This is a genomic window from Lysobacter sp. yr284 (assembly GCF_900107375.1).
GTDB lineage: Bacteria > Pseudomonadota > Gammaproteobacteria > Xanthomonadales > Xanthomonadaceae > Lysobacter.
In genome coordinates, this window is sequence record NZ_FNPT01000030.1 from 31,955 (window position 1) to 45,037 (window position 13,083).

Annotated in this window: 12 protein-coding genes; 5 read left to right on the forward strand and 7 right to left on the reverse strand. The window is 71.6% G+C overall.

Annotated elements, in window-relative coordinates:
* Positions 1–224: 224 nt before the first annotated feature.
* From BLV01_RS23830 to rph, 7 genes are all read right to left on the reverse strand, one after another.
* Positions 225–572, reverse strand: a complete 348-nt coding sequence (locus BLV01_RS23830; protein ID WP_091806134.1) for a PilZ domain-containing protein — start codon at positions 570–572, stop codon at positions 225–227.
* Positions 569–2,875, reverse strand: coding sequence for a DUF1631 family protein (locus tag BLV01_RS23835; RefSeq protein WP_175486235.1), 2,307 nt, complete (start codon positions 2,873–2,875; stop codon positions 569–571). Before BLV01_RS23835 ends, BLV01_RS23830 begins: the two co-directional genes overlap by 4 nt.
* A 359-nt stretch (positions 2,876–3,234) precedes the next feature.
* Positions 3,235–4,437: a radical SAM family heme chaperone HemW gene (hemW, locus tag BLV01_RS23840; protein ID WP_091806141.1), complete on the reverse strand. Its 1,203-nt coding sequence runs from the start codon at positions 4,435–4,437 to the stop codon at positions 3,235–3,237.
* A 174-nt stretch (positions 4,438–4,611) separates the two neighbouring features.
* On the reverse strand, positions 4,612–5,187 hold the full coding sequence (locus tag BLV01_RS23845; RefSeq protein WP_139179152.1) for a hypothetical protein: 576 nt from the start codon (positions 5,185–5,187) through the stop codon (positions 4,612–4,614).
* The gene (gene rdgB, locus BLV01_RS23850; RefSeq protein ID WP_091806147.1) at positions 5,184–5,780 is read right to left on the reverse strand and encodes an RdgB/HAM1 family non-canonical purine NTP pyrophosphatase; all 597 of its coding nucleotides are present in this window, start codon (positions 5,778–5,780) and stop codon (positions 5,184–5,186) included. The genes BLV01_RS23845 and rdgB overlap by 4 nt, the downstream gene beginning before the upstream one ends.
* Positions 5,777–6,169 (reverse strand): VOC family protein, encoded by a 393-nt coding sequence (locus BLV01_RS23855; protein WP_091806150.1) that lies wholly within the window; start codon positions 6,167–6,169, stop codon positions 5,777–5,779. Before BLV01_RS23855 ends, rdgB begins: the two co-directional genes overlap by 4 nt.
* A gap of 399 nt (positions 6,170–6,568) precedes the next feature.
* Positions 6,569–7,345, reverse strand: coding sequence for a ribonuclease PH (gene rph / locus BLV01_RS23860; protein WP_091806153.1), 777 nt, complete (start codon positions 7,343–7,345; stop codon positions 6,569–6,571).
* A 70-nt stretch (positions 7,346–7,415) separates the two neighbouring features.
* On the opposite strand from rph, the gene BLV01_RS23865 reads away from it, so the two are divergent.
* The 5 genes from BLV01_RS23865 (at position 7,416) to BLV01_RS23885 (ending at position 12,691) form a co-directional block, all read left to right on the forward strand.
* A complete protein-coding gene (locus tag BLV01_RS23865) occupies positions 7,416–8,276 on the forward strand; it encodes a YicC/YloC family endoribonuclease (protein WP_091806156.1) in 861 nt (286 codons plus the stop codon).
* A gap of 108 nt (positions 8,277–8,384) precedes the next feature.
* Positions 8,385–9,005, forward strand: coding sequence for a guanylate kinase (gmk, locus tag BLV01_RS23870; RefSeq protein WP_091806159.1), 621 nt, complete (start codon positions 8,385–8,387; stop codon positions 9,003–9,005).
* 244 nt (positions 9,006–9,249) lie between these two features.
* Positions 9,250–9,549 carry a DNA-directed RNA polymerase subunit omega gene (rpoZ, locus tag BLV01_RS23875; protein ID WP_057946389.1) on the forward strand — a complete coding sequence of 100 codons (300 nt, stop codon included), beginning with the start codon at positions 9,250–9,252 and terminating at the stop codon, positions 9,547–9,549.
* Between the two features lie 413 nt (positions 9,550–9,962).
* Positions 9,963–12,143 carry a RelA/SpoT family protein gene (locus tag BLV01_RS23880; protein ID WP_091806163.1) on the forward strand — a complete coding sequence of 727 codons (2,181 nt, stop codon included), beginning with the start codon at positions 9,963–9,965 and terminating at the stop codon, positions 12,141–12,143.
* 164 nt (positions 12,144–12,307) lie between these two features.
* A complete protein-coding gene (locus BLV01_RS23885) occupies positions 12,308–12,691 on the forward strand; it encodes a RidA family protein (RefSeq protein WP_091806166.1) in 384 nt (127 codons plus the stop codon).
* The last annotated feature ends 392 nt before the right edge of the window (positions 12,692–13,083 follow it).

Consider the following 13,083-nt stretch of genomic DNA (forward strand, 5'->3'; position numbering starts at 1 on the left):
CGGGCGGGGGATTGGCCGGGGGCGTTCGCGGCGATCCGGCCGAAAAGCGTCGGGCCTGAATGCCCCCCACAAAAGCCGCGCCGGCCTCGAGCCAGGGCCGCTGCGGGAGGCGCTTCAGCCCAGCTGCTTTGGTTGTTATGGGAAGGGCTTCGGCCCCGATGCTTTGGCTGTTGTGGGAGCGGCTTCAGCCCCGATGCTTTCCGCTCAGGTCGCCGTACAGCCGCCTACTCGAAGCTCCCGCCCGGCGAATCCAGCCAATGCCGCAGCTGCGCCATTCCGTCTTCGGGCATGGCGATGAAGCGGAAACCCGCCCAGGTCTGTCCGGGCATGCTGGCGCGGTCCTGCCACAGCAGGTGCGCGCCGACTTCGATCGGCGCCTGCCGCGGCGCGTCGCGCAGGTCGAAACGCAGTTGGTACAGCGCGTCGTCGGCCAGCGGCATGCTGGCGATCAGCATCATGCCGGTCTCCGACAGGTTGCCCAGGTGGCCGACCACCTGCTCGGTCATGGTGTCGATCACCTGCACCGTCTCGACGATGCGGCGCCGGCGCGCGCGGCGGAATTCGTCGTTCATGCCGGCCGCTCCGCCGGCTCGTCGCGGCCGCGGCCGCCGAAGCCGCGCAGCGCGTCCAGCGCGGCGTGCCAGGCGCGGTCGACCAGGCGGTTGCGCTCCTGCTCGACGATCCGCGCCTGCCCGCGCGCCAGCATCCGCGCCAGCGCGTCGAGCGAGTGCTCGGCCACGCGCTGGCCGCGTTGATTGACGAACAGGGCGTTGTCGGTGACCGGGCTGAACCACGACAGCCGCCGCCGCACCGCGTCGCCCTGCTGGTTCTGCACGAACTCGAACCAGGTGCCGAACGGCAGCGCGCGCAGGCGTTCGAAGCAGGCCTGCTCGCGTTCGTCGCGCGGCGGCAACGGCGCGCGCGGCGGCGCCGCGGCGGCGGCCGCGCCGTCCTCGCCCAGGCGGTTGCGCTGGCGCAGCTTCATCGCCAGCTCGGTGCGCGAGGCCGCGTCCTCGCCGGTGGCCGGGCCGACGGTCAGCTGGCGCGCGATCGCGCGGGCGTCGTCGCCGTGGTAGCCGACCAGGGTCAGCGCGTGCTCGATGTCGCCGTCCAGGCCGTGCAGCCGCGTGGTGCTGCCGGCCTGGTTGGCGGCGACGATCTGGCCGGTGATCTGCAACTGCCGCTGCCAGGCCTCGGAGTCCTCGCCGTGGCGCAGCTGGGTCAGGGTCAGCACGTCGGTCCAGGCCTGGTTGAGCAGGGTCTGGACGAAGCGCGGCAGGCGCTGGCCGGCGACGGTGTGTTCCAGCGCCTGCTGCGCGCGGCGCTTGGCCAATTCCAATTTTTCCTTGCCGCGCGCGGCCTCGACGTGGCGGCGCTCGGCCACCTCGGCCTTGCGCGCCAGCGCGTGCAGGTGCTCCTGCAGGCGCTGGTTGGCCGAGTCGAACGCCTGCGTCGAGCCGCCTTGCTCGACCACATGCTCGACCGCCTGGCGCAGCGGCTCGTGCAGTTGCGGGTCGGCTTCTTCGGCCGGGGTCCAGCGCGCGCCGGCCTCGGCCACGGTGTTGAGCAACTGCAGCGCCGGATGGCCGTCGGCGGCCAGCAGCGAGCGGTCGCGCAGGGCGGCGTGCAGCAACGGCGTCTGCAGGCGGTTGAGCAGGTTGGAGATCACCGCGTCGCCGCGCAGGCGCTGTTCGATCTCGTCGAACAGCAGGCCCAGCAGCTCGAACACGTCGCCGTCCTCGCGCGACAGCGCGGCCTCGGCGCCGGCGGCGCGGCGCTGGGCGAGCAGGGCCTGGCGCAGGTCGGCGATCTTGCGCAGCGGCTGGGCGCCGCGGCCGGCGGCCTCGTCCAGGCCGGCGATGAGTTCGATCAGCTCGCCGGTGGCCAGGGCCGGCGGCGGCTGCGGTGCGTCGGCTTGCGGCGGGCGCGGGCGCAGCTTTTCGACCAGCTCGCGGCGTTCGGACAGCCAGCGCTGCAGGGTGGCGAAGTCGAGCGCGTCGCCGGCCGGCGCGGCGGGCGCCGTGGTCCAGGCGGTGTGCGGGCGCGGGCCGGCGGCGGGGGCCGGCGCGGCGGCGCGTTCGCGCGCGGGTTCGGCCGCGGTGTCCGCTTCGGCCGCGGCTTCGGCGCGCGGCGCGGGTTTGTCCTGCGCGCTCGGCCGCGCGCGCAGCGGCACGAACGACAGGCTCGGCAGCACGTTGTCGCGCGCCAGCAGGGCGTTCATCGATTCGACCAGGGCGCTGTAGCCCAGCATCACCTGCTGGTCGAACACCCGGTACAGGTCCAGCCGCGATTCCAGCGGGATCTGCAGCGGCTGGCAGGCCTGGGCGAAGCGACGGATCAGCCGGTGCGGGCCGACCGGCAGGCGTTCGTTGTCGAACGCCGGCGCCCCGGCCAGCACGCCGAAGCGCTGGCCCAGCAGCAACAAGCCCAGGCCCGCACGCGATTCGTGGCGGCTGGCGAGGCTGCGCAGGACGGTGGTTTCGTCGATCTCGCTGTCCTCGACCAACCGAAGCTCCCGAAACTCAGGCGCCGCAGACGCAACCGAGCGCGACGCGCCGTCCGCCGCTCCTTCCCGTACCCGCGACAGCTCCGCCTCCAACCCCACCAAATACCGCGGAATCAAATCCGACCGCCGCAACCGCACCAGCCGCAGCGTTTCCAGATACCCCGATTGCAGCCCCGGATTGCGCGCCTGATCGGCCTGGCGGAACAGCTGCTGCTCGAACTCGGCCAGCATCCGTTCCATCTGCGGCGCGATCTCGTCGCTGACCAGCGCGTAGAGCTGTTCCAACAGCCGGCGCACACGGCGCGGCAACGCGGCCGTGGCCAGAGTGGCCCGAGGCGAGGCGTCCAGGGGGTCGAACGTGGCGGGCATGTGCATTCGGTACTGACGACCGCGAAATATAACCACGCCTCCCCGGTGCCCGCCCAGCCCAGTGAAGCGGGCATGGCGGGGCGCCGACAGGAGGCGACCATTGGCACAAACGCGTAGTCCCCGACGCGGCGGCCAGCAACGAGTCTCAGTGCCGGGATGTGTCTGGGCCGTGATGCCCGCGGCACGGCTGCCGGGCCTGCCTGCGGCCGCGCCGGTTCGCGGCGGCCGCGCTTGCGGCGGGCGCTCGCAGTGGGTAGTTCGCCGGCGGCCGCGGCCGGCTCAAGCCCGGCCGGTTTCGTCCGCGGCCGGCGCGCCCGGGGCAAGCGGGTTCGAAGCCGGCGCGCGCAACGCCGGCGCGTTCAAAGCAGGCGCGTCGCCCCGGCCTCGTCGCTCGGCGATTCCTCGCCCAGGAACAGCGCCACCACGTCGTTGGTGAAGCGCCGGCCCAGTTCGGTCGGGCGGACCCGGTCGCCGTCGCGCTCCAGCCAGCCCGCGGCCATGGCTTCGTCCAGCTGCGCGGCGATCGCGTCGCGGCCCAGACCGGTGGAGGCCTCGAACGAATCCAGCGAGAACCCCTCGACCAGCCGCAGCGCATTGAGCATGTATTCGAACGGCCGCCGCGCCGGCGCGATCCGGTCGTCGCCGCCGATCGCCGCGGCGGTGCCGGCCTGGGCCAGGTAGGCGGCGGGATGCTTGAGCTTCCAGCGCCGCACGATCGCCTGCTCGGCGCCGAGGCTGATCTTGCCGTGGGCGCCGGCGCCGATCCCGAGGTAGTCGCCGTAGCGCCAGTAGTTGAGGTTGTGCTTGCACTGCCGGCCGGGCCGGGCGTAGGCGCTGACCTCGTACTGGCCGTAGCCGCGCTGCGCCAGCAGGGCCTGGCAGTGCTCCTGGATGTCCCAGGCGTTGTCCTCGTCGGGCAGGTCCTGCGGCGGGCGCGCCGCGAACACGGTGTTGGGCTCCAGGGTCAGCTGGTAGTGCGACAGGTGCGCCGGTTCCAGCGCGAACGCCCGCTCCAGGTCGTACTCGGCCATGGCCAGGGTCTGGCCGGGCAGGGCGTACATCAGGTCGAGGTTGAGATTGTCGAAGCCCGCGTCCTGGGCCAGCTTGACCGCGGCCTCGGCCTCGGCGCTGCCGTGGATCCGGCCCAGCCGCTGCAGGCAGCCGTCGTCGAAGCTCTGCACGCCGAAGCTCAGCCGGTTGACCCCGGCCGCCTTGTACAGCTCGAAGCGGCCGTGCTCGGCCGTGCCCGGGTTGGTTTCCAGGGTGATTTCGGCACCCGGGGCGAAGCGCAGGCGCGCGCTGGCGGCCTGCAGGAAGCGGTCGATCGCCTCCGGCGGGAACAGGCTCGGGGTGCCGCCGCCGAAGAACACGCTGTGCACGGTGCGGCCCCAGACCAGCGGCAGGTCGTGCTCCAGGTCGGCGACCAGCGCATCGACATAGGCCGCGAACGGCGGCGCGCCGCGGGCCTCGTGCGAGTTGAAATCGCAGTACGGGCATTTGCGCACGCACCACGGCAGGTGCACGTACAGCGACAGCGGCGGGGGAACGAGGGCGACGCTCAAGGGGCGGGCGCCGGGCGGCGGAGGCCCGGCAATCGGTCAGGGGAAGGCGCGCAGTTTAGCGGGCCGGGGCAGGGCCGGCACGGGTGGGGCGGGATTGGGGCGCGGGGCGGGAAGGCAATGAGGGGCGTGGCCGGGACGCGAGGGGCCGGCGCTGCCGCCTGCTCCGGCCCGGCCTCAACGGTCCAGCGCCGCCCCGTAGCGCCGCGCCGCCAGCAGCGCGCGCAGATTGGTGTCCAGCGAAACCTCCGGCCGCGCCTGCACGACCTGGCGGATGATCGAGGCCAGCGGCTCGGCGCGGCCGTCGCCGGACATGTCGCCGTCGAACAGGGTCACCGTGGTCCAGCGCCGGTGCGCGGCCGGGGCCAGGCGCAGTTCCAGGGTCGAGGTCAGGCGCAGGCGCCCGTCCTTGGCCCGGTGCAGCGACATGCTTTGCACTTCGCCCGGCTCGAACGTGCGGGTGCGGTGCAGGCTGGTGATGTTGGCGTAGCCGATGGCGCCGCCGGCGACGGCGCCCAGGCTGACCCGCTGCACCGCGGCCGAGGCGACCAGCCCGACCAGCGCGGCCAGCAGCCACAGCGCGAAGCGGAACTCGCTGGCGAAGTCGGTGGCGCCGGTCTGCAGCCCGTCCTGGCGGATCCATACCGCGATCGGCAGGGCCAGCAGGTACAGCACCGCGACCGTGGCCACGGTGTGGCCGCCGGTGCGGAATGCGCGGCGATGTGGGGCGTCGGCGCGCAGCATGCGGTTCACCGGCCCAGCTCCGGCAGGCGCTCGCGCAGCGCGGCCAGGGCGCGGGCGCGGTGGCTGACCCGGTTCTTCAGCGCGTCGTCGATCTCGCCGGCGGAAATGTCGTGTTCGGTATCGAGGAACACCGGCTGGTAGCCGAAGCCGCGGGTGCCCTGGCGCTGGTGCAGGATGCGGCCGTTCCAGACGCCCTCGGCGATGATCGGGCGCGGGTCGCCGGCGTGGCGCAGGGCCACGATGACGGCATAGAAATGCGCGCCGCGGCGTTCGTCGGGCACATCCTTGAGCGCGGCCAGCAGCTTGTCGATGTTGCCTTCGTTGTCGCCGTGGCGGCCGCTGTAGCGCGCCGAGTACAGGCCCGGGGCGCCGCCGAGCGCATCCACGCAGATGCCCGAATCGTCGGCCAGCGCCGGCAGGCCCGTGACCGCACTCGCGTGCCGGGCCTTGAGCAGCGCGTTCTCGACGAACGTGCTGCCGGTTTCCTCGATGTCCTCGACCCCCAGGTCCGATTGCGCCACCAGTTCGATGCCGGTGGCGCCGAGCAGGTCGCGCAGCTCCACCAGCTTTCCGGCGTTGCTGCTGGCCAGCACCAGTTTCATGCTTTCAATTCCAGCAAATCCCAGCGATTACCGTACAGATCTTCGAATACGGCGACCGTGCCGTAGGTCTCGACGCGCGGAGATTCCAGGAAGCGCACGCCGTGGCCGCGCATCGCGGCGTGGTCGCGATGGAAGTCGTCGGTGTGCAGGAAAAAGCCGACCCGGCCGCCGGTCTGGTCGCCGATGCGCGCGCGCTGGTTTTCGTCGGCGGCCTGCGCCAGCAGCAGCGCGGTCTGCGCGCCGGCGGCCGGCGCCACCCGCACCCAGCGCTTGCCGCCGCCCAGGTCGATGTCCTCGAGCAGGGCGAAGCCGAGCGCGCGGGTGTAGTAGTCGATGGCGCGGTCGTAGTCGTCCACGACCAGGGTGATGCTGCCGATGCTGCGATTCATGGGTAGGCCTTGCGAACGAGGGAAAACCTTGCGATCCCGACCGGCGCGCGATGCGCACCCGCCGGCCGGACGACAGCGCGGCGCACGCGCCGCGCGAACCGCGCCGATGCGCGCGCCGATACGGCACGAGCGCCGTGCGGATCGAGGCGCGCCGGTGCGGCGTCCAGGCGATTGAACGCCCCCGGCGCCGGAAAGTTCAGCGCGCGCCGCGCGAACTGCGATGCAGTGCGCGCGCCGGGCGCGGCGGAAGCGGGGTTTTGCCGGGATGGGCGCCAATGCGAACGGGCGGGAGGAAAGAGATAACGAGCGAAGAGGATCGATCCCCCATCGCCCGCCGTCTTTTCCTGCCCGCCCGCGTAAGGCGTCGTCGATGTCGGTGCGGCGCGCGCGCGCCGCGGCTCAGCCGGCCAGCGCCTGGCGCTGCTTCTCCACCAGTTCGCCGATGCCGGCCTGGGCCAGCGCCAGCAGCGCGTCGAGTTCCTCGCGCCGGAACGCGTGCCCCTCGGCGGTGCCCTGCAGCTCGATGAAGCCGCCGCCGTCGTTCATGACCACGTTCATGTCGGTGTCGCAGTCGCTGTCCTCGGCGTAGTCCAGGTCCAGCACCGGGGTGCCGCGGTAGATGCCGACCGACACCGCCGCGACCGCGCCGAAGATCGGGTCGCGGTTGATCTCGCGCCGCGCCTGCAGCCAGCGCACCGCATCGACCAGGGCCACGTAGGCGCCGGTGATCGCCGCGGTGCGGGTGCCGCCGTCGGCCTGCAGCACGTCGCAGTCCAGGGTGATGGTGCGCTCGCCCAGCGCCTTGCGGTCGATGCAGGCGCGCAGGGCGCGGCCGATCAGGCGCTGGATCTCCAGGGTGCGGCCGCCCTGCTTGCCGCGCGCGGCCTCGCGGTCGCTGCGGGTGTGGGTGGCGCGCGGCAGCATGCCGTACTCGGCGGTGACCCAGCCCTCGCCCTTGCCGCGCAGGAACGGCGGCACCTTGTTGTCGACGCTGGCGGTGCACAGCACCCGGGTCTGGCCGAAGCTGACCAGGACCGAACCCTCGGCGTGGCGGGTATAGCCGCGCTGGATGGTCACCTCGCGCAACTGGTCGGCGAGGCGGCCGCTGGGGCGGGATACCGGGCCGGACGAGGGGCCGGCCGGGGCCTGGGCGGGGGCGGCGTTGGGACCGGTCATGGCGCGGCGTTACCGTTTTGAGGGCCGGCGAGTTTACCATTCACCCCCCGTAAGGCTCGGAAACCTGCGAATGATCCGCAGCATGACCGCCTTCGCCAGCGGCGAACGCGCGACACCCTGGGGCACGCTCGGCTGCGAGCTGCGCTCGGTCAACCACCGCTTCCTCGAGCTGGGCGTGCGCCTGGCCGACGAACTGCGGGTGCTGGAACCGGCCCTGCGCGAGCGCATCGCCGCCCGCGTCGGCCGCGGCAAGCTCGACCTGAGCCTGCGCCTGCGCGCGCCGGAAGGCGGCGACGCGCTCCAGCTCAACCCGACCCGCCTGCGCGAGCTCAGCGACCTGGCCATCGACCTGTCCGCGCGCTTCCCGGCGCTGCGCACCGAGTTCACCGAGCTGCTGCAGTTCCCCGGCGTGCTGCAGGCCCCGGCCACCGACCCGGCCGCGTTGCAGGCCGAGGCGCTGGCGCTGCTGGACAGCGTGCTCGACGAATTCGTCGCCTCGCGCGAACGCGAGGGCGGCAAGCTCGCCGCGGCGATCGGCGAGCGGGTGGACGGCATCGAGCGCATCGCCGACGAGGTCCGCACGATGATGCCGGCGATCCGCGCCGGCCAGCGCACCAAGCTGGAAACCCGCCTGGCCGACCTCGCCCAGCCGGCCGACAACGGCCGCCTGGAGCAGGAACTGGTGCTGTGGCTGCAGAAGCTCGACGTCGAGGAAGAGCTCGACCGCCTGCATTCCCACGTCGCCGAGGCCCGGCGCGTGCTCAAGCTGCGCGAAGCGGTCGGCCGGCGCCTGGATTTCCTGTTGCAGGAATTCAACCGCGAAGCCAACACCCTGGGCTCCAAGTCGGTCGACGCGCGCAGCTCCGCCGCCGCGGTCGAGCTGAAGGTGCTGATCGACCAGGCGCGCGAGCAGATCCAGAACATCGAGTAACCGGCGGTCGCGAACCGGCAACGAGCGCTTGCGCTCGTTCCCGGGTTCTTCTCCGCTCGTTCCTGCGACTCCCCGTTTTCACTGTTACAGGCCGGACCACACCGACCCATGCGCGGAACCCTCTACATCGTCGCCGCTCCCTCCGGAGCCGGAAAATCCAGCATCGTCAACGCGGTGCTCGCGCGCGACCCGAACATCCGCCTGTCGATCTCGTTCACCTCGCGCCAGCCGCGTCCGGGCGAGCGCCACGCCGAGCACTACCACTTCGTCAGCGAGCAGGAGTTCGAGGCGATGGTCGCCGAGGGCGATTTCTTCGAGCACGCGCGCGTGCACGGCGACTGGAAGGGCTCGGCGCGGCAGTCGGTGGAGCCGTTCCTGTCGGCCGGCAAGGACGTGCTGCTGGAGATCGACTGGCAGGGCGCGCGCCAGGTGCGCAAGAAGGTGCCCGACGCGGTCAGCGTGTTCATCCTGCCGCCGTCGCGGCGGGCGCTGGAGTCGCGCATGCGCTCGCGCGGGCAGGACAGCGAGGAAGTGATCGGCCAGCGCCTGGCCGCCGCGCGCGAGGAGATGTCGCATTACGGCGAGTTCGACTACGTCATCGTCAACGAGATCTTCGATACCGCCGTGGACGAGATGTGCGCGATCTTCACCGCCAGCCGGCTGCGGCGCGAACCGCAGGTGGCGCGGCATTCGCGGCTGATCACGGCGCTGTTGGCCGACGAGGGCTGAGCCCGGCCCGACCGCGACGAGGCCGGAGACCCGACCTGTAGGCGCGACGCGAGCCGCGACCGCGGGGTTGCGGTCTTGCGTCGTAACTGAGGTGTCGCGGTCGCGGCTTGGGCCGCGCCTGCAAGGGCTATCGGGTTGATTCGTAAGGGTTAATTGGCGAAAACCTTGCGTTCCAGGGCCGCTGCGCCTAAACTTCCCGGTCCCCATCCGTTTGCAAGACGGCCGACCCGGCCGCAGGAGCCCCATGGCCCGCATCACCGTCGAAGATTGCCTGGAAGTGGTCCCCAACCGCTTCGAACTCGTCATGCTGGCCGCCAAGCGCGCCCGCCAGCTGGCCAACGGCGTCGAGCCGCAGCTGGACAACAGCGAAGCCAACGACAAGCCGACCGTGCTGGCGCTGCGCGAAATCGCCGCGCGCCAGGTCAACCCGGACTACATCGACGCGGTCGAGAAGGCCGAGCGCGAGCGCAAGGAGCGCGAAGCCCTGGAGTGGGCCGCGGCCGAAGTGGTCGCCGACGACGACCTGTCCAAGGGCGACGACTGAGTTCCCCGGCCCGCCGCGCGCGGGCCGCGAGCGGCGGCTTCGCCCCCTGCGGGCGCAGGCCGCGCCGAGAAACGGCTCCGCCTGGCGGGGCCGTTTTCTTTTGGGCCGCTTTTTCGGCCCGTCCCGCCGTTGCCGGCTGCCGCCGGGCCGTTGCGGGGGCTTCAGCCCCGACGCGCTTGTGCCGGCGCGCGGCGACCTGGGCCAAGCGCGTCGGAGCTGAAGCCCCTCCCACACCAGCAGGCGCGCCGCTGCATCCAGCGCGAATCCGGCCGCCAGAGCGGCACTTTCCTGAACCGGATCGCCGCCCGCCGCCGCGCCCGGCGCCCGATTGCTTGCGCCCCATCTCACCGCCGCCACATCCAGAACATGACGATGCGTTGCCACTTGCCGTACCGCGCGCGTAAATTTCCGTTATGACACCTGCCGAGCCCGCGCTGAAGACCTATCCCGCCGCTGCCGACGACTCGGAGCTGCCGGACTACGTGCGCGAGCTGGAACTGGCCGCGCACTACCTGCCCGAGCCCCAGCGCCAGCAACTGCGCCGCGCCTGGGCGGTCGGCGCCGCCGCGCACGCCGGCCAGACCCGCAAATCCGGCGAGCCCTACATCACCCATCCGGTGGCGGTGGCCAAGGTCCTGGCCGAGCAGGGCCTGGACATCGAGACCCTGGTCGCGGCGATCCTGCACGACACCATCGAGGACACCCCGGTCACCCGCGAGTGCCTGGCCACCGAGTTCGGCGCGACCGTGGCCGAACTGGTCGACGGCGTCACCAAGCTCGACAAGCTGCAATTCCGCGACCGCCAGGAGGCCGCCGCCGAGAGCTTCCGCAAGATGCTGCTGGCGATGGCGCGCGACCTGCGGGTGATCCTGATCAAGCTCGCCGACCGCCTGCACAACATGCGCACCCTCGGCGCGCAGAGCGCCGAGGCGCGGCAACGCATCGCCCTGGAAACGCTGGAGATCTACGCGCCGATCGCCCAGCGCCTGGGCATGAACCTGATCAAGGCCGAACTGCAGGACCTGGGCTTCCGCGCCATGCACCCCTGGCGCCACGCGGTGATCGAAAAGCGCATCCGCACCCAGCCGGTGGTGCGGCGCGAATCGCTGGTGCAGATCGAGGCGCACCTGGCCCAGCGGCTGGCGAAGGAAAAACTCCCGCACCGGCTGATCAGCCGGGTGAAGTCGCCGTGGAGCATCTACACCAAGATGCACAACGAGCATAAGAGCTTCAACCAGGTCATGGACGTGTTCGGCTTCCGCGTCGTGGTCAAGAACGTGCCCGACTGCTACCACGCGCTGGGCGTGGTGCATTCGGCGTACAAGCCGCTGGACGGGCGCTTCCGCGACTTCATCGCGATCCCCAAGGCCAACGGCTACCAGTCGCTGCACACCGTGCTGTTCGGCCCGTACGGCTCGCCGGTGGAAGTGCAGATCCGCACCGAGGACATGGACCTGGTCGCCGAGCGCGGCATCGCCGCGCACTGGTCGTACAAGCACGGCGGCGAAGGCCCCAACAGCGCGCAGTCGCGCGCGCACAGCTGGATCGCCAACCTGGTCGAATCGCAGCGCGCGACCGGCTCGTCGCTGGAGTTCCTGGAAAACGTCAAGGTCGACCTGTTCCCGGACGAGGTCTACCTGTTCACGCCCAAGGGCGACATCCTTTCGCTGCCGCGCAATTCCACCGCGCTGGACTTCGCCTACGCGGTGCACACCGACGTCGGCAACCGCGCGGTCGCCGCGCGCGTGGACGGCAAGCTGGTGCCGCTGCGGACCAAGCTGGCCAGCGGCCAGCGGGTGGAGATCATCACCGCCAAGTCGTCCTCGCCCAAGCCGCAGTGGCTGGAGTTCGTGGTCTCGGGCAAGGCCCGCACCTCGATCCGCCAGCAGCTCAAGCAGCTCGAGCACGAGGACGCGGTGCAGCTCGGCCACCGCATGCTCGACCGCGCGCTGGAATCGCTGGAAACCTCGCTCGACCGCACCCCGGCGCTGCGCCTGGAAACGTACCTGGGCGAGAACCGCTACCCGCGCCTGGAAGCGCTGCTGGCCGACATCGCGCTGGGCAACCGCATGCCCAACCAGGTCGCGTTGGCGCTGGCGCGCGAGGCGCCGGGCAAGGTCCGCGGCCGCGCCATCGACCGCCCGCGCCTGCCCGAGGACAAGATCCTCATCACCGGCTCCGAGCGCGGCGTGATCAGCTTCGCCAACTGCTGCCTGCCGTTGCCGGGCGACGAGATCATGGGCTACCACACCGCCGGCCGCGGCATCGTGGTGCACCGGCTGGACTGCCCGAACGTCGCCGACTACCGCAAGTCGCCCGACCGCTGGGTGGCGATCGGCTGGGACCGCCAGGTCTCCGGCGACTTCGCCGCCGCGCTGCGGATCGAAGTCGACAACCGCCCCGGCTCGCTGGCCCAGGTCGCGGCCGCGATCGCCGAGGCCGAATCCAACATCGACCGGGTCGAGTACCTGGAACGCGACGCCAACATCGCGGTGATGCGCTTCGCCATCGAAGTGCACGACCGCCGCCACCTCGCCGACGTGATGCGGCGGGTGCGGCGCCTGCCGGTGGTGTTGGGCGTGCAGCGGATGTGAGCGCGCGGCCTTCGGGCCGCCGCCGGGAACCGGCAGCGGGGCATCGGGAATCGTAAGGGCGGGGGCGCGATTGCCGGCGTCCCAAACAGCGGGCTGCGCCCTTTGCCGCCGCCGGGTCCTGGCTTTACGATTCCAGACTCCCTAACCCCAATTCCCGGCCCCCAATGTCCCGCGAAATCATCCAGACCGACAAAGCCCCGGCCGCCATCGGCCCGTACTCGCAAGCCGTGCGCGTGGGCGACACCGTCTACCTCTCCGGCCAGATCGCGCTCGACCCGTCCAGCGGGCTGGTGGTGGAGGGCGACATCGAGGCGCAGGCGCACCGCGCGTTCCAGAACCTCAAGGCGGTGTGCGAAGCCGCCGGCGGTTCGCTCGCCGACATCGCCCGCCTGGGCCTGTACCTGACCGACCTGGGCGCGTTCGGCAAGGTCAACGCGGTGATGGGCGAATACTTCAACCCGCCGTACCCGGCGCGTTCGACCGTGGAAGTCTCGGCGCTGCCGCGCGGGGTCGCGTTCGAGGTGGATGCGGTGATGGTCCTGCGCTGAGGCGCGTCGCCCGGCGTCGATGCACGCGAAAGGCCGCCCCGACCGGGGCGGCCTTTTTGCATGAGGGGACGTGGCTGCGATCGCTCCCTGCAGGGGCGGTGTGAGCCGCGACCGGGCCATTGCGGCGATTGCGAAAGTTTCGTCGTAGTTGCGTTGTCGCGGTCGCGGCTTGCGCCGCTCCTACAGTCGGATACGAAACCCCACAGCCGTCATTCCGGCGAAAGCCGGAATCCATTCTGATCTTGCTGTTGCTGTTGCTGTTGCCGTTTGCTCGGACGCAACCCCACGCAAAGCACACGTTTCGCAGCCCCGGAGGGCGTGCGCATGGATGCGCACGCGCGCCATGGGGCAGGATGCCCCTTATGGCGCGGCCCCGCGCCCGGTGCTGGACC